At 44.0% G+C, this 16313-nt stretch carries 12 protein-coding genes; 5 read left to right on the top strand and 7 right to left on the bottom strand.

The window, feature by feature from the left end:
* Nucleotides 1-122 precede the first annotated feature (122 nt).
* Complete coding sequence (gene acs, locus B2866_RS05165) at nt 123-2084, bottom strand: acetate--CoA ligase (RefSeq protein ID WP_296191285.1); 1962 nt, start codon at nt 2082-2084, stop codon at nt 123-125.
* Between the two features lie 454 nt (nt 2085-2538).
* On the opposite strand from acs, the gene B2866_RS05170 reads away from it, so the two are divergent.
* Both B2866_RS05170 and B2866_RS05175 read left to right on the top strand, forming a co-directional pair.
* Nucleotides 2539-3840: an NAD(P)/FAD-dependent oxidoreductase gene (locus B2866_RS05170; protein ID WP_296191287.1), complete on the top strand. Its 1302-nt coding sequence runs from the start codon at nt 2539-2541 to the stop codon at nt 3838-3840.
* A gap of 226 nt (nt 3841-4066) precedes the next feature.
* Nucleotides 4067-5062 (top strand): pirin family protein, encoded by a 996-nt coding sequence (locus B2866_RS05175; protein ID WP_296191288.1) that lies wholly within the window; start codon nt 4067-4069, stop codon nt 5060-5062.
* A 114-nt stretch (nt 5063-5176) separates the two neighbouring features.
* On the opposite strand, the gene B2866_RS05180 is transcribed toward B2866_RS05175, so the two are convergent.
* Together B2866_RS05180 and B2866_RS05185 are read right to left on the bottom strand one after the other, a co-directional pair.
* Nucleotides 5177-6280 (bottom strand): alkene reductase, encoded by a 1104-nt coding sequence (locus B2866_RS05180; protein WP_296191290.1) that lies wholly within the window; start codon nt 6278-6280, stop codon nt 5177-5179.
* A 256-nt stretch (nt 6281-6536) separates the two neighbouring features.
* Nucleotides 6537-7316, bottom strand: coding sequence for a hypothetical protein (locus tag B2866_RS05185; protein WP_296191292.1), 780 nt, complete (start codon nt 7314-7316; stop codon nt 6537-6539).
* Between the two features lie 269 nt (nt 7317-7585).
* On the opposite strand from B2866_RS05185, the gene B2866_RS05190 reads away from it, so the two are divergent.
* Entirely contained in the window at nt 7586-8719 is a 1134-nt protein-coding gene (locus B2866_RS05190) for a hypothetical protein (RefSeq protein WP_296191294.1), read from the top strand.
* 112 nt (nt 8720-8831) lie between these two features.
* Here B2866_RS05190 and B2866_RS05195 read toward each other — a convergent pair whose 3' ends face one another.
* Nucleotides 8832-10238 (bottom strand): outer membrane protein transport protein, encoded by a 1407-nt coding sequence (locus tag B2866_RS05195; protein ID WP_296191296.1) that lies wholly within the window; start codon nt 10236-10238, stop codon nt 8832-8834.
* Between the two features lie 323 nt (nt 10239-10561).
* Here B2866_RS05195 and B2866_RS05200 point away from each other — a divergent pair, with 323 nt between their 5' ends.
* Nucleotides 10562-11284 carry a hypothetical protein gene (locus B2866_RS05200; protein ID WP_296191298.1) on the top strand — a complete coding sequence of 241 codons (723 nt, stop codon included), beginning with the start codon at nt 10562-10564 and terminating at the stop codon, nt 11282-11284.
* Nucleotides 11285-11327: 43 nt separating this feature from the next.
* Here B2866_RS05200 and B2866_RS05205 read toward each other — a convergent pair whose 3' ends face one another.
* On the bottom strand, nt 11328-12224 hold the full coding sequence (locus B2866_RS05205; protein WP_296191299.1) for a DMT family transporter: 897 nt from the start codon (nt 12222-12224) through the stop codon (nt 11328-11330).
* 95 nt (nt 12225-12319) lie between these two features.
* On the bottom strand, nt 12320-13546 hold the full coding sequence (trpB, locus tag B2866_RS05210) for a tryptophan synthase subunit beta (RefSeq protein WP_296191301.1): 1227 nt from the start codon (nt 13544-13546) through the stop codon (nt 12320-12322).
* Between the two features lie 393 nt (nt 13547-13939).
* Here trpB and B2866_RS05215 point away from each other — a divergent pair, with 393 nt between their 5' ends.
* Nucleotides 13940-15538, top strand: coding sequence for a GMC oxidoreductase (locus B2866_RS05215; protein ID WP_296191303.1), 1599 nt, complete (start codon nt 13940-13942; stop codon nt 15536-15538).
* A 189-nt stretch (nt 15539-15727) separates the two neighbouring features.
* On the opposite strand, the gene B2866_RS05220 is transcribed toward B2866_RS05215, so the two are convergent.
* Nucleotides 15728-16313: hypothetical protein (locus B2866_RS05220; protein WP_296191306.1), on the bottom strand; the 586-nt coding region annotated here is incomplete at its 5' end.

The following is a 16313-nucleotide window of genomic DNA, read 5'->3' on the forward strand; positions in this document are numbered from 1 at the left end:
CTAATAGCAATAACCTCTAGGTAAAAAAGCCATACTATTTTCGATAGTATGGCTTTTGAATAAAGGGAAAGGTTAGTTTACTGCACATCCTTTTAATAATATCCATTATCGAATCATACTTTTTACTCTCCGCGTTCCGCCTTGACTACGTCAATCAGCTCATTGATGACAGCGCTATCGGCAAGGGTCGATAAATCGCCCAAGCCAACATATTGCCCTGCGGCAAGATTTCGCAGGATACGGCGCATGATTTTACCAGAGCGCGTCTTGGGTAGCACATCAACCATATAAATAGCATCCAAGTTGGCAATCGGACCAATCTCTGCGCGTACGTGGCGATTGAGCTCGGCTTTTAAAGAGTCTGTAGCAGTTTCGCCCGATTTTAGAATGATAAAGGCACAAACCCCCATACCGCGAATGTCATGCGGCATACCGACAATCGCCGCCTCAGCCGTCGCCGGATGCGCAACCACCGCGCTTTCAATCTCTGCCGTGCCTAGCCGATGCCCTGCCACATTGAGCACATCATCCACGCGCCCGGTAATCCAATAGTGCCCATCTTCGTCACGCTGCGCGCCGTCACCTGTGAAGTAATAACCCGGATATTCTGTAAAATAGGTTTTTAAAAAGCGCTCATGGTCATTATAAATGGTACGCATCTGCCCCGGCCAGCCGCCACTAATCGCAAGATTGCCTTCTGCAGCACCTTCTAATATCTCGCCATCAGCATCGACGATGACCGGCTCGATGCCGTATAGCGGGTTCATCGCCGCGCCCGGTTTCATATCGACAGTACCAGGTATGGGCGCCAGTAAGATACCGCCGGTTTCTGTCTGCCACCACGTATCGACAATCGGACATTTACCGCCGCCAACGACATGGTAATACCAATCCCACGCTTCTGGATTGATTGGCTCACCAACGGAGCCAAGCAAGCGCAAACTTGAACGGTCAGATTCACGGACAAAGGTATCGCCCTCTTTCATCATCGCGCGGATAGCGGTCGGTGCGGTATATAAAACCGTGATTTGGTGTTTATCAATAATATGACCGATACGTGCCCAGGTTGGATATTCTGGCACACCTTCGAACATAACCGTCGTCGTACCATTGGCAAGCGGCGCATAAGTGGCATAAGTATGACCCGTCACCCAACCGACATCGGCCGTACACCAGTAGACATCGTCTTCTTTGATATCAAACACATCACGGAAGGTCGAAAGCGCATAAGTGATATAACCACCGGTGGTATGCAGCACGCCTTTAGGCTTGCCGGTTGAGCCGGAGGTATATAATAAAAACAGCGGGTCTTCGGCATTCATTACCTCAGGTTCGCAATGCTTTGACTCACCATCGACCAAACTGTGATACCACACATCGCGGCGACCGCTCATCGGCACAGAGTTACCCGTACGATGGACGACGACGACATTGGTCACGCTTTCGGTGCCATCCATGTCTAACGCACGGTCGACATTGGCTTTGAGCGGCGTGCGTTTATTACCACGAATACCTTCGTCAGCGGTAATGACCAATTTTGATTGGCTATCGATAATACGGTTGCCCAAACTCTCAGCAGAAAAACCGCCGAACACCACCGAATGCACTGCGCCAATGCGCGTACACGCCAGCATGGCAATCATCGCTTCTGGTATCATGGGCATATATAAGGTGACGCGGTCGCCCTTTTTTACCCCAAGTTTGCGCATGGCGTTACCGAGGCGACACACCGCTTCATGCAGCTCTTTAAATGAAATGATTTTGTGCAATGACGGGTGGTCACCTTCCCAAATAATGGCAGGTTTATAAGGGTGGTTTTTGACATGACGGTCAAGGCAGTTAACTGAGATATTAAGCTCACCGTCTTCATACCATTTGATATGAAAATCTTCCAAGTCATAATTAACATCGCTGATTTTGGTGGGTTTTTTTATCCAATCAATCAGCTCGGCACGCTTCGCCCAAAAGGCATCTTTCGCCTCAGGTGATGCGATAGATTGCTGGTATTCTTTGGCGTATTGCTCAGCGCTAGTATTGGCAGCGTCGACAAACTCAGCCGCGATAGGAAATGATTTTTGAGTCATCGTAGTCATCCTTTTTTAATTATTCTGACTTGTAGCGGCTATCGTTGCGACTAGCACTAAACAACTAGCGTTAAACAAGTAGCATAAAACCATCATCATCAAACGATTGGTGGTTAATGGCTTATGTTAAATATCAACGTTAAGCAGCGGCCTAAACAAGTATAAGAGTCATCTTCCATAATGTCTGACACTTAAGTTAGTTTGACAAATAAGCCGCGTCGTTGCAAGACGTCGAGCGCAAAACATAACAATTTCGCTGCACAGCTGTATACTTACTCATGGGTAGCGACTTTTATAAGTTGACTGGGCAAAAATATTTAATCCTTGTAACCTGCTACAAAACATGGACAATAGCTACCCTTTATGATTAAAACGCCCACTCGGCTACTTTTTAATTTTACGATTTTTTTTATTTTTATTCTTTAAAGTTTAGCGCTTTTTGGAGCCTATCATCATGGAAAATCCGCGCAATACAGCAGCACACAATTACTACGATGTCATCGTCATCGGCGCTGGTGCGTCGGGGTTATATTGTGCGCTCACCGCGGGTCGCCGTGGTCGCCGCGTCTTGGTGCTCGACCATGCCAATAAAGCTGGTAAAAAAATCCTCATGTCAGGTGGTGGACGCTGCAACTTTACCAATTACTTCGTCGAGCCTGAGCATTTTATCGGCAGCAACGCCCATTTTTGTAAATCCGCGCTCAGCCGTTATCCAAGTTGGGAATTCATTGCTATGGTTGAGCAGCATAAAATTCCTTACCATGAGCGCGAGCACGGGCAGCTATTTTGTGATGATTCGGCGCAAGATATTTTAACCATGCTCCTCGATGAATGCGCTGCCGTGGGCGTACAAGTCAAGCTCAATACCCACATTGAACAAGTAAAGACTGATGATAATAATAAAAAATCCCGTTTTGAATTAATCACCAGCAAAAGTTTGAGTAAAAAAGAAAAACAAGAGAGAAAAGATAACGGCAATCAAAGTAAGCTGCCGCAAACCAGCTATCGCTGTGAGTCGCTCGTGGTAGCGATGGGCGGCTTGTCTATTCCGACATTAGGTGCGAGCGGTTTTGGTTACGAACTGGCACAACAGTTTGGTCATACGTTAGTCGCAACTGATGCCAGCCTTGTGCCATTTACCTTTACCGATAAAACGGGTGAGCTGATTCGTACGCTTGCCGGTATCAGTCTGCCGGTGATTGCCAGTAATGAGCGCATCTCCTTTAAGCTACCGCTGCTCTTTACCCATCGCGGGCTGTCGGGCCCAGCTATGCTGCAACTGTCTAACTATTGGCATGTTGGCGAAACCATCACTATCAATTTACTACCTGAAATCGATATGACTGCGCTTTTACTTGCTCATAAAAAATCGCACCCACGCCAGCTTATCCGCACGGTCTTGGCAGACAATACCAACAATGCTTTGCCGAAAAAACTGCTGGCAGCGCTACAAACGCATTTGTGGGACGATATCAAAGATACCGAGCTTGCCAATATTAAAGATGAGCGCTTGATAGAGCTTGGCGCGACGCTGAACGGCTGGCAGCTAAAACCGTCTGGCACTGAAGGCTATCGAACCGCTGAAGTCACACGCGGCGGCATCACAACCGATGAAGTCTCGTCAAAGACCATGCAAAGCAAATATCAAGACGGGCTATATTTTATCGGTGAAGTGCTCGATGTCACCGGTTGGCTTGGCGGCTATAACTTTCAATGGGCGTGGGCCAGTGGTTTTGTTTGCGGCGAAGTGGTTTGATGTTAAGACAGACCCTTAATTTAAACGGTAAGCATTCAAACGCTAGCCTTTCAAACGCCAGCGATGCAAATTTAAAAACACTAAATATTTGACTATTTTGAATTTAACCACCATATAAACCCATACAGATTTAGAATTACTTAAGAGTAGGTATTTCATTCCTATTAAAGAATGACGGTGAAATAAATAAGTATTCTTTAATACAGTTAGGCTGACGAGGTAAGCAATGCGCGCCATCAAACATATTCATAATAATAAAGCACCGCATTGGGTCGGCGATGGTTTTTATGTCAAAACTTTGTTTAATCATTTAGATAACGAAGCTGATTTTAATTATCAGCATACCGATCCGTTTTTATTATTGGACTATGGTCAGCCGACCACCTTTGCGCCAAATCCAAACCATGAGAATGAGCCGCACGGTATCGGGCAGCATCCGCATAAGGGTTTTGAGACGGTGACGATTGCCTACGCCGGCGAGATTAGCCATGCCGATTCGGCTGGCGGTTGTGGCATCATCAAAGAAGGCGATGTGCAATGGATGACCGCAGGGCGCGGCATTATGCACGAAGAATTCCACTCACCCGACTTTAGTCGCCGTGGTGGACTTTTTAGCATGGTGCAATTATGGGTCAATTTGCCAAGCGCCCATAAACTGACTGCGCCTAAATATCAAACGCTAAAAGGCGCTGATTTGCCTATGGTTGATTTAACTGATTTTGAGAATGGACATGCTCTTGGTCAAGCGGCAATTATTGCTGGTGAATGGCAGGACACTAAAGGCGCAGCAAGTACCTTTACGCCAATCAATATGTGGGATATTGCCTTGCATAGCACTGGCTCAACGATGCTGCAAGTGCCAAACAATCATAACATCATGATATTGGTACAAGAAGGCACGCTACTGGTTAATGATAAGTCAGTAAGCGCAGGTAGTCTGATTCAGTTTACAGCGCCGACTGATACTGATATCGCTATTATTGATTCCGCCAATGAACAATCAGCAACGCAGGTAAGCGATAGTATTAAGTTGACGTACCCTGAGCCAGCTGATGATAAGCTTTCTGGTGATAAGCAAGCACCAAGTACGGTTAAACTATTACTATTAAGCGGTGAGCCGATCGGCGAACCAGTGGTAGGCTATGGTCCTTTTGTCATGAATACCCAAGCGGAGTTAAAACAAACATTTCGTGATTACCAAACGAGTAACTTTGGTAAATAGCTAAATATTACCCATTAAAAAAGCCACCTTACTATTGTTAGCAAGGTGGCTTTTTATTCATTATCACTTTATTTTAATCGATAAAGCCAATTTAAAATGGCTATCCGATAATATTTAAGCCTGTTTTAAAAAAGGATAATCGGTATAGCCTTCTGTACCGCCACCATAAAAGCTTTGCGGATGTTGCTCATTAAGCGGTGCACCTTCGCGAATACGCTCTGCTAAGTCAGGATTGGCAATATAATCACGACCAAAAGCCACCGCATCGATATAGCCATCTTTGATGTTCTTCTCAGCTTTGTCCGCATCATAGCCACCAGCGGCAATAATCAGTTGACCAAAAGCATTACGTACGTTTTGGCGGAACTCATCGTTATAAGGCGTACCCCCTGCCCAGTCTGGCTCTGACAGATGCAAATACATTAGACCACGCTTGTTGATTTGCTCAATCAGCCAAATGTTATCGTCTTCTTCGTAGCCTCCCTCAACATTGTTGAACGTACCAAGCGGTGATACGCGAATACCAACATGGTCAGCATCCCACGCAGCGACACAAGCATCGATGACATCAAGGGTCAAACGCGCACGATTCTCGCGGCTACCACCATATTCATCATCACGCTGGTTGGTTTGCTCAACCCAAAACTGATGTAGCAGGTAACCATGCGCGCCATGAATCTCTACGCCATCAAAGCCTGCTTCTTTGGCATTTTTGGTCGCAAGCCCAAAGTCAGCGATAACTTGCTGCACTTCCTCAAGTGTGGCTGGGCGTGGCGGTGTAGCAGCAACGCGAATCGCTTGATTATTACTGTCACGCAATGAGGTACGTACACCAACATCGATATCAGACGCTGAGATAGGCGCTTTGCCATCTGGTTGGACGCTTTCGTGGGCGACCAAACCCGTGTGCCATAACTGGACGACAATCTTGCCGCCTTTAGCATGGACATTATCAACGATGGTTTTCCATGCGGTCGTTTGGTCTTGGGTATGGATACCGGGCGCGCCCGCATAACCTTTGGCCTGAAAAGACACCTGCGTCGCTTCGGTAATGACCAGTCCTGCACCACTACGCTGCGCATAATATTCACTGGCTAACGCCGTAGGAATATCGCCCGGTTCAACCGCACGTAAGCGGGTCAACGGTGCCATGATGATGCGATTTTTTAGAGTTTGAGTGCCCATTTTTACGGGTTCGAATAAGTTATCGTGTGCCATGAGATGCCTTGTTTGTTGTTATAAAAATACGGTTTTAACAGTGGTTAAATATTGATAAATAGCGCTTGTCATTATCACTTATCATATTGTCACTTATCATTATGAAGCCGTCTATTGATCAGCCGTGTTCTTTATAGGGGGTAGAGAGGAGGATTCCAAGTAAAACTTACAAACAAAAACACCAGCATAAATGAGAGGGCTCTACAACATCATACAAACAGGCATCACTAACTGCACATTAATAGAAAAACCATTTTTAATTAACAAATTCAATTGGGAAATCAAGCCACTGTTCAGCGATAGTTTCATGAGTGACATTGACCATATGCACATAAATACCATTAATCCTTGTTGGCTGATGAAATTGAAAGCTCTTAGTAATTGTGCCAATTGTTTTATTTTTAGGCATTTCTCCAGAGTCATATCTACCTGGTGCTTCGTGATCCATGGTTGCAGTTGCCCAAACCATCGTCTCCTGATCAGCAGTATTTCGATAGTCAATAACTACATCAATTGATTCACCAATGCGCACTTGAGCGTTGGGTCTTATGGTCATTCTATTGACCTTTATCTCTTTTATACGTACTTTTGACCCTTTTCCATCCTCTTTTAACGCCGCTCTCTCTGGATTGGGTATCAGGTTATAATTGACTGCTCTAGTTTCATATAGTATATCTTGACCACTATAATGCATGACATGAATAGCGACACTATCCAGCAGCCCCTCATTTGATACTGTAAAACAACGTGATACAACCCCGCTGCCAGATTCAAAACCAGACGGATCATAAGTTCCACCCATCCCTTCAGTATCAGCATGTGCCCAGATTTGTACCAGTTTTCCTTTGAGATTGCTTTTATAAAAAATATTGACTTTAATCTTATCTCCTACCATTACATTAGCAGATGTTGAAGGACTAAAACTCACTCTAGTAATTTGAAAACTGGCAAACTCAGGACTATCATTGATAAACCCTAGTGTGAGACCTAAATGGATATACAAGCTGTGAAACCATCCTAAAATTGCCTCTATCATAACTGTCCTTAAATTTTTTAATATTAGCACACTCATTTATTGTGGACGTTAATTACATTATAAATCCACATAATTTGGCTAATAAAAAAAGTGATCTGTGAAAAGATGGTTTATATTTTATGAAACAATCCATTTAAGCCAACATATAAATATTTTTAAATGACAGTTAAAACTCTAACTGCATTGTATATATGAAAGAAAGATTCATTCCCAATATGCTTAGACAGTCCCTTTTTAGTAGCTTGTTAATCATTTAAAGGAAGCATTTCATGCAAAAAACCATATTATCGCTGGCAATAGGGCTAAGTTTTCTTTTAGGTATGAGCGCATGCCAACCCAAATCCGATACGTCATCTGAATCAAGTGAGACAAAGAACACAGAACAAGTCAATACACCGACGCCCTTAGAAAAGTCAGCAACCAAAACGACTACCGCAACAGACTCAGCGCTAGATGCCAAGACTTGTTTAGAGTTAAGTAAATCTATGAAAAAGGTAGATGAGACTAGCAAAATTGAAGCGATTTACGCCATTCAAAAACAACTAAAAGCCTGTTTGCCAACGGCCAGTAATGCCGAAGTATTGAATTTGCTAAAAGACTATCAAGCGATGTATGAGCGTTTTTTGTGGGATGATGCTGCAATCAATGAAACGGATTTTGATGAAGATTACTATGATGTTATGTACGCCTTAGAATGGAACGAAAAAGTGCCCGAAGAAAAACTACAAAAAATGAGTGCGCGCACACGCTACTTGATTGGTCTCATCCAAAATGATGCCGATGTGAGAGTTTACAATTTAGGCGAAGGTTACTATGCCTTTAATCATGATTTGAAAGCCATGGCAGATATCTTTACCCCTTATCTACGTCCTGACCAAAAAGCATTCATTCAGCGGATGGCAAAGGATAATCAAGATATCTTTTGGAGCGATGCCGCCATTACGACCTCGTTTGCAGAGTTGGTTGAGCGCGCACAGTTTTGGGAAGATTATATAACGCGTTATCCAAATGGTTACGCGGTGAAAAACGCCAAGATTTTATTAGATTTATATCGTTATGCTCTGTTTTTTGGTTCAGACAATACAAGATGGACGGATGATGACATTCGCGAGTTTCTGGAACCAGACTATAAGCAGACGATGGTTGCACTCACAAAACGTCCCAATAGCATCTTGGCAAAGGATGCAACAAACTATCTTAATTTCATGGCGTTATCCGATAGCGAACGTCAAGAGCAATATCCAGCGCCTAGTACCACTGAAGATGGCTACGAGATGGACAAATGGGCGACGACACATTATCAATTAAATCAAGCGATGCAGATTCCACCCATTTGGCATACTGATGGTGATAATCGAGAATGCTTAAATGGGTTGTTTTGCCAAACCGAAAGCGTTGATTAATAAAGCGCGTTCCAAGCAATAAAAAAGCACCTGCTTTTTAAAGTAAGTGCTTTTTTCTACTTTCTATCAGCGCCAATATGAGCTATTTTTAATAAATAATCTCAGTCAACTCTTAAAAATGATAACCCAGTTTCATGCCAAGCGCATAGCCTGTTCCATCGTCGATATTGGCCACGCGACCATCAACCTTGGTATCGACTGGACCGCCTTCAAACCACATATATTGACCGCCCGCAGACACACTAAGCTGCTCAGTGAGTTTATATTGCGCGCTTAATCCCAAGCTTTTGATAGAGTCATAAGGTCCCAATAAACTGAGCGGCGCACTAGTGCCATGGTCATAACCCAAGCGGACTTCGCCTGAAACTTTTGGATTAAACTGCTTACCCAATGCCACCTCAACCGCGTAACCGTCTTTTTTATAAGCAGCTAAGGGCTCTTGTGTTGATAATGTCGCTAAAGGCGGGGCAACATTAAAATTACTCCAATCTACCCAGCGCGCGTTGACCATGCCTAATAACTGATACTTTTCACTTAGGCCCGTTTGGAAGTCGAAATTCACCGACTGTGGCATCTTCACTTCGGTCTTGCCCGCTAGCGGTAAGGCAACTTCATCAGTAGCTGGTCCTGGTGTTACCCCATCACCACCAGCGATAGGTGGCAAAATAACTTGCAGGTTTTCTACCCCAGATACCTGATATTTGGCAGGGGCACGATAGGTTAATGCTGCGCGCAAGGCAATCTCTGGCTTTTCATACGCCATCCCAATGACGGGCACTAGCGTATTTTCGTTTTCAAAGTCTAAGGTATAATAGGTCGGCGCTGTCGCTACAGGATTAATCGCCGTCTCATTAATAGCGCCCAAAGTTGCGGCTTCAGTTGGCGTAATCGTGCCATTATTTTGTTTATTGACCAAATCATAATAAGCCTCAGTGGTTGGTACACCAAAAAGCGCGCCCGCTTCATCAATCACCTGAGAAACAGCGGTAGTCAAACCGACTGGCTGCGCGCCCGTGATATTGCCTTTTAACGTTTGGTACTCAAGACCACCATATAGCCAGACATTACTGCTAATCTTACCGCCGCCCAAAAGCGTGATGCCAGTTGTCTCTACTCGCGCTTCAGTGGTGCCCATGCGATTGTTAAATATATTTCCTGCAGGGTATTCGGTATCGACACCAAAGGGCTGCTCATAAATCACTGCCAATGCCGTATTGGCGGTCGGGGCGATTTTGACAGCGGCACCGGGTAAATCAAAGTCATCCATCATATCGCCGATTTTATTACCCGCGGCATCGGTGCCTTCAATTTTTGGATCAACATACGCATAAGATAGCTCGGCATAATTACCCGGCTCAAAAAAAGGCGCGACCGATTGTTTGCTGTATTCGATGCCAGCGGCATGCGCTGAGCTAATAGCGAGACTTAGCGCCGTCAAAGTACCAACAGTGAGAAAATAGCGCGAAAAACGAAAAAAGGTAGCAGAATTACTAAGTCCTAGAAATAGCTGAGCGCTCATGACAATATCTTTTTGTCAGTTAAAAACACCACCAAACCATAAAATCACCCACACTTTTTATAGTTGGCTTTATTCTCTAGATTAAATAGCGAATGTCGACCTTTGTCAATATATCAGCCGCAACTTTATAGGATTCTTTATTTAATTGAACAGCGACAAAGGTTAAACTCTTAACGCTTCTCTGGTTTTTTAGCTAAAACTTTAATGCGTTACTTGTATCTATTTAGCAAATTAGCCAACTTATTTATGCAAAATTGGCTTAATATCACATTGAACAATCCTTTCTCGATTGCCACTTAATTTGTTAAGCAGAGAAAAATGTAATGTCAAAGTTATTTTCCAGACTATGTTTAGCTGGCTCATTAGCTTTAAGTTTAAGCGGTTGTATTGTCGGCGAAAAGCTCGATTATCAATTGATGCAGCAAGAAGATGCCAAATGGGTGGCCGATGAGCAGTTTACCGATACCATCATCGCGGTTGGTAAGCCCGCCGCGCCTATTCAAGGCGCTGAGCATGCGATTGTATTTGCTGGAGAAAAGCGCAGCTATTTGGTGCAGAGCGCCAATAGAGATCGTGAATTTATTGATATTTTAAACCAAGTGGATTTGGCTTATTTTTCCTTTAAGCCTATGCCGGCATTCAATGCGCCATATTTTAGAATAAGAATAGGCGAGCAAGGCTGCACCTCAGCGCAAGGATGCATTGCCACCATATTATGGTTTGAAAAACCGACAAATCTGCTAGCCGCCGGTGAAACGGCTAGGCTTGAAGGGTTTGATTTTACTTGTCATGATGGTTTTGCAGGTGGTATGACACGCTGTACAAAAAATCTGTGGCGCCTCCCTGTGACAGTGGCTCCGGCGGTGAAAAATATCGAGACGCTCGCCTATCGCTTGCGCCAACCGACCACGCTGAAGTTTTATTATTATCAACCAGACAAAGCTTTAGCAGAAGAAAAAAGGCTGAAAACGCTCATTCCACTTGCCAAAGCGTTTGACATCATTACCTTTCCCATTCAACTTATCATGGTAGAAGGTGCTAAATAAGCGCCTTTGATTAAAAAACTGCTGACCAATTCAAAGTAAGCCGTTAAGATTTCATCATCTTTTTAATAGACAGCTCCAACGACAGATAAGTACCAAACAATATCACCACCGAACCGATAATCGCTGGGGTGTCTAACGCTTCGCCAAGTAGCAGATAACCAAAAATAATAGCAAAAATCGGAATGACTAAGGTAATGCTGGTCGCGCGCATCGGACCGATACTTTTAATGAGTTGATTCATAAAAATAAGGGCGATGGCGGTTGAAAAGACGCCGATACAAATCACTGAGACCCAAGCAGTGAGGCTAATGGTTTTGCCATAGGGAAACTCATAGACCGCTATCGGCAGCATAATTATACTGGCAATGATAAGCGAGCCTGCGGTAATCGCCACCGGCGAGACAGCGTATAAATAGTTTCGAGTGATATTTGCGCCCACGGCATAACCAACACAGGCCAATAGCGCATAGCCCATTGGTAATAATGACGACTCAGAAGAAGCGCTCTGACTGCCAAATAAGCTTTCACTCATCAAAATAATCACGCCGATAACGCCAATGATTAAGCCAAGAATTTGTTTTTTTGACAGTCGGTCTTTAAAAAAGGTGCTGGCGATAAAACCGCTTATCATCGGTACGGATGCATTAAGCACCGCCAATACTCCAGCATTGACTGAACGTGCTGAAAAGGCAAACAGGATAAAAGGGATAGCGGCAGAAAACAGTCCGACTAGGGTCAGCACTTTCCAGTTATCGCGGATGCCTGCTCTGTTTTTTGGGCTGATTAAGACAAAAACCAGCATGGTCAAGCCAGCTAGCACCACGCGCAAACTGGCAAATGCTAGCGAGCCAAATTCTGGCACGCCGATACGGTAAAAAATAAAGGACAGCGACCACATAAAGGACAATGTCATAAAAATAATGAGGTCGCGGTTGGACATGGGTAAATCCTATCAAGCGTTAGACTAAAAAAACCACGATGATAACTGGTTAAACGCTTGAGAGCTGTTGTCTTTTTATACTCCTTGCAGATTTTTTATAGCTTTACCTTATCCAAAATAAAATCAATATCTTTATCGCCGCGACCTGATAGATTCACCAAAATCGTCTCATCCGCTGACATATTTTTGGCAATTTTCATCGCATAGGCAATGGCATGCGCCGACTCTAAAGCGGGAATAATACCTTCAAGGCGTGATAGCGCCATGAAGGCTTCTAAACATTCTGCATCAGTTACTGATTCATACGTAGCCAGTTGCAAGTCTCGCAGGTGCGAATGCTGTGGTCCAACGCCCGGGTAATCTAGACCAGAAGCAATCGAATGTACGGGAGCTGGCTCGCCTTTTTCATCAAGCAGCACATAACATTTAAACCCATGAATCTCGCCTTTGACGCCGAGCGACATCGTTGCCGCATGATTGGGTGTATCCAAGCCCTCACCTGCAGGTTCCACACCGATTTTCTCTACCTCTGCATCATCAAAAAAGCCGCTAAACATGCCAATAGCATTGGAGCCGCCGCCAACACAAGCGACCACCTTATTGGGCAGCTTACCCGTCGTCGCTAAAAACTGCGCTCGTGCTTCATGCCCAACCACCGATTGAAAATAGCTGACCATTTCAGGATATGGCGCCGGCCCCAATGCCGAGCCAATGGCAAACATGCTAGTATCAAGCTCATTCAAATAAGTTTCAAAAGCGCTATCGACTGCTTCTTTTAGCGTCCCTGCGCCGCGTGAGGCTGGCACGATATTGGCACCCAAAATTTTCATCCGGCTGACGTTTGGATGTTCTTTTTTAATATCGACCACACCCATGTGAATCTCACACTCCATACCCATCAAGGCCGCTGCCGTTGCCAACGCGACACCATGTTGCCCCGCACCCGTTTCCGCAATCACCTTTTTTTTGCCTAACTTCTTGGCTAATAACACTTCACCCAAACAGTGATTAATTTTGTGTGCGCCCGTATGGTTTAAATCCTCACGTTTAAAATAAATCTGCGCGCCGCCGCAATGCTGGGTCAAACGCTGCGCATGATAAATGGGACTTGGACGACCGACATAAGTCTCACGCAAGCGCTTCATCTCAGCGATAAAGTCGTCGTTTTTGATGATTTCACGAAACCCTACTTCGATCTCGTTCATGGCTTTGGCGAGCTCAGGATGAGCAATTTTGCCACCGAACTCACCATATAAACCCTCGCTATTCGGCAAGATGGATTGATGTAAACCGTAGCCCGTGGCGGTATTTTGCGTTGTCATAGTTAAGCCTTATTGTTTTAAATAACGTATGAATATTGGGATTTTTGCCGAATTATTTAGCTTTTTTCAGGATAAGAATAATTAATTGTATTTGTGTTCTAGTACATTGAAACAAGATAATAAGCGAAATTCTCTATTTGGTCAAGTTTACGCCTTCCTATAAAAACAATTGACTAACTAACTGGCTAAGCCATTGACTAAAAACTGGAAAGAATAATCGGTGAATGAAGGCCCGATTATTCTATAAGTATTACAGCAATCGCGTGACTGAAATAATAACGCAACCTATGTTTGCTAATATGATGCTCGCTTGGCTTAGCGCACCTTTGCGGTCGAAAGCTAATATTATTTCATACAGGCTTTTTTAGCTTAAATATCAAATTAGGATACACCATGCAACGACGCCAACTGATTAAAGCGATGGGTTTAAGCTTAGGCGCTATCAGCACCTCCGCTGCGGTAAGCGGTTGCCAAACACTTGCTAAGCAGCCAAAGCTACCAAGCACCATCACCCAAATGGGACACTTTCCCAATATCATCGTCGGTAGTGGCTATGGCGGCGCAGTATCAGCACTACGATTAAGCGAAAAAGGTCATAAGGTTCTGATACTTGAGATGGGTATGCGCTGGGATAGAACGCCCGAACATAATACCTTTTGCAAAATGATTAGCGCCGATAAACGCTCAAGCTGGTTTAGCAATATGCCAAACGCCCCTATCCCTATTCCGATACCTATCAGAAAATACCCTGGGGTGTTGGATTTAATCGAATATGACGATATGAAAGTCTTTGCAGGGCGTGCTTATGGTGGCGGCTCTATCGTCAATGGCGCGATTGCCATTCAGCCAAGACGCGCGCATTTTGAAGCAGTGTTTCCTTGGGTTGATTCTAATGAGATGTACGATACTTATTTTCCTCGTGCCATGAAAAACCTGAAAGTCAGTAAAATCCCTGAATCATTTTTTAATGAGTCAGAGCATTATGAATACACCCGCGCAGCTGAACGCCAAGCTGAAAAAGCCGGACTTAAAACAGAGTTCTTTGGCAATAGCTACGACTTTGATTATATGCAAAAAGAAGCGCGTGGCGAAGTCTATGCCTCAGCATTGGGCGGCGAAGTCATCTATGGCAATAACGCTGGCAAGTATTCACTCGATTTAACCTACCTAAAAGACGCTGAAGCCACAGGCAATGTCACGGTCAAAACCTTGCGCAAAGTCAATAGCATCCAAGCGCTCGATAATGAGCAACTCAGATTAGAAGTTCATGTGTTAAATACTACAGGCGGCATCGATAAAATTGAGCATTATACTTGCGATAAATTATTTCTAAATGCGGGCAGTACGGGTACTTCAGAGTTACTGCTTAAAAGCCAAGCCGAAAGGAAACTAAACAACCTAAACGAACATATCGGAAAACACTGGGGGCCAAACGGCAATATCATGACCGGTCGCAATTTCGTCCACGCTGCTGGCACCACACAATCTACCATTCCGGTTAAAGGCATCAATATGTGGGACGGTGATAGAGACGGCTCGAAGTACAAAATCTTTGCTGAGCTTGCGCCATTGCCATTGGGACTTGAGACTTGGACAACGCTATATCTCGCCATCACTGACAATCCAGAACGCGGCAATTATTACTATGATAAAGCCACAAAAACCGTCAAACTCAACTGGAAACGCGAGCAAAATGAGTACTCGGTAAACGCTGCCAAAGAGCTGATCGAAAAACTCGCCAAAGTAAATGGTGGCTCTACTTCAAGCTTATTATTCACAAAAGGCTTCGGCGATGACTTCTGCTATCATCCGCTTGGCGGCTGTGTCTTGGGTTTAGCAACTGATGAAGTGGGACGCGTCAAAGGGCACGAAAATATCTACGTGCAAGATGGTGCGTTAATCCCCGGCAGCGCAGGCGTCAATCCGTATGTGTTTATCACGGGACTTGCCGAGCGTAATATGGCGACTATTTTGAAGAGAGATTTTGTTTAGATTTTTGGAGAATTGGTTGGATAAAGAACGCTCATGAGGGGCATTTTTTGGTTGGAAATAATGCTGTTTTTATTTAGACAAGTATTAGACGTTGGGTTACGCTATCGCTGACCTAACATACACGCTTCTACTAATAGGAGTAAGGCTAACGGTAACTTGTGTGTGAGGTTTAATATTTGTGAGTAAATTCTAGCTTTCCCCTGAACCTAATTTTTTAATTGCTTTATCAATATTTTGTAATTGCTCATTAGTTTTTATTAAAGTTTCTGAAATCTTCTTATCCCAGTTTGAATCAGAAATATCTGTTCCGTGAAATGCTTCAACGAAAAGCTGAGACGAACTCGATGATCTATTAAACCAAGACATAGAATTAGCTCTTCTGTACTTAGCTTTAACTATAATATTCTTACCTCCAATATATTTTTTTAGCCCTCCATATTGACCCCAAGAAATAATAATCTTTTGGCTAGGGGCTAAGAAAGGAATTCCATCTACGATAGGCCCAGACATCATTGTTTTTGGCATGCTCTGAGGTTCTTCTATAGTGAAAGCTTTTTCAGGTAAATCTCTAGACGTTTCAAAAATTATATTTTCTGCTGGCCCTTTACCTATGTTCTCAATAATTAAAATAATAAGTGAGGGTCGCTTTTTATCTGTATCTACATAAACAATAATTTCTGGATCGGTTGACGAACGGTAGACCGCATAAGTTATGGCAGCTGAGGCCGTTGCTATTAAAGCTATAAACACAGATATAGTAGAGCCTTTATAAAAG

The sequence above is a fragment of the Psychrobacter sp. UBA3483 genome (assembly GCF_002377905.1).
In the GTDB taxonomy this organism is placed as follows: Bacteria; Pseudomonadota; Gammaproteobacteria; order Pseudomonadales; family Moraxellaceae; genus Psychrobacter.

What these genes read in the sequence shown, in the direction of transcription:
- acs (WP_296191285.1), bottom strand. Translation starts at nt 2,084, where the DNA reads ATGACTCAAAAATCATTTCCTATCGCGGCTGAGTTTGTCGACGCTGCC.
- B2866_RS05170 (WP_296191287.1), top strand. Translation starts at nt 2,539, where the DNA reads ATGGAAAATCCGCGCAATACAGCAGCACACAATTACTACGATGTCATC.
- B2866_RS05175 (WP_296191288.1), top strand. Translation starts at nt 4,067, where the DNA reads ATGCGCGCCATCAAACATATTCATAATAATAAAGCACCGCATTGGGTC.
- B2866_RS05180 (WP_296191290.1), bottom strand. Translation starts at nt 6,280, where the DNA reads ATGGCACACGATAACTTATTCGAACCCGTAAAAATGGGCACTCAAACT.
- B2866_RS05185 (WP_296191292.1), bottom strand. Translation starts at nt 7,316, where the DNA reads ATGATAGAGGCAATTTTAGGATGGTTTCACAGCTTGTATATCCATTTA.
- B2866_RS05190 (WP_296191294.1), top strand. Translation starts at nt 7,586, where the DNA reads ATGCAAAAAACCATATTATCGCTGGCAATAGGGCTAAGTTTTCTTTTA.
- B2866_RS05195 (WP_296191296.1), bottom strand. Translation starts at nt 10,238, where the DNA reads ATGAGCGCTCAGCTATTTCTAGGACTTAGTAATTCTGCTACCTTTTTT.
- B2866_RS05200 (WP_296191298.1), top strand. Translation starts at nt 10,562, where the DNA reads ATGTCAAAGTTATTTTCCAGACTATGTTTAGCTGGCTCATTAGCTTTA.
- B2866_RS05205 (WP_296191299.1), bottom strand. Translation starts at nt 12,224, where the DNA reads ATGTCCAACCGCGACCTCATTATTTTTATGACATTGTCCTTTATGTGG.
- trpB (WP_296191301.1), bottom strand. Translation starts at nt 13,546, where the DNA reads ATGACAACGCAAAATACCGCCACGGGCTACGGTTTACATCAATCCATC.
- B2866_RS05215 (WP_296191303.1), top strand. Translation starts at nt 13,940, where the DNA reads ATGCAACGACGCCAACTGATTAAAGCGATGGGTTTAAGCTTAGGCGCT.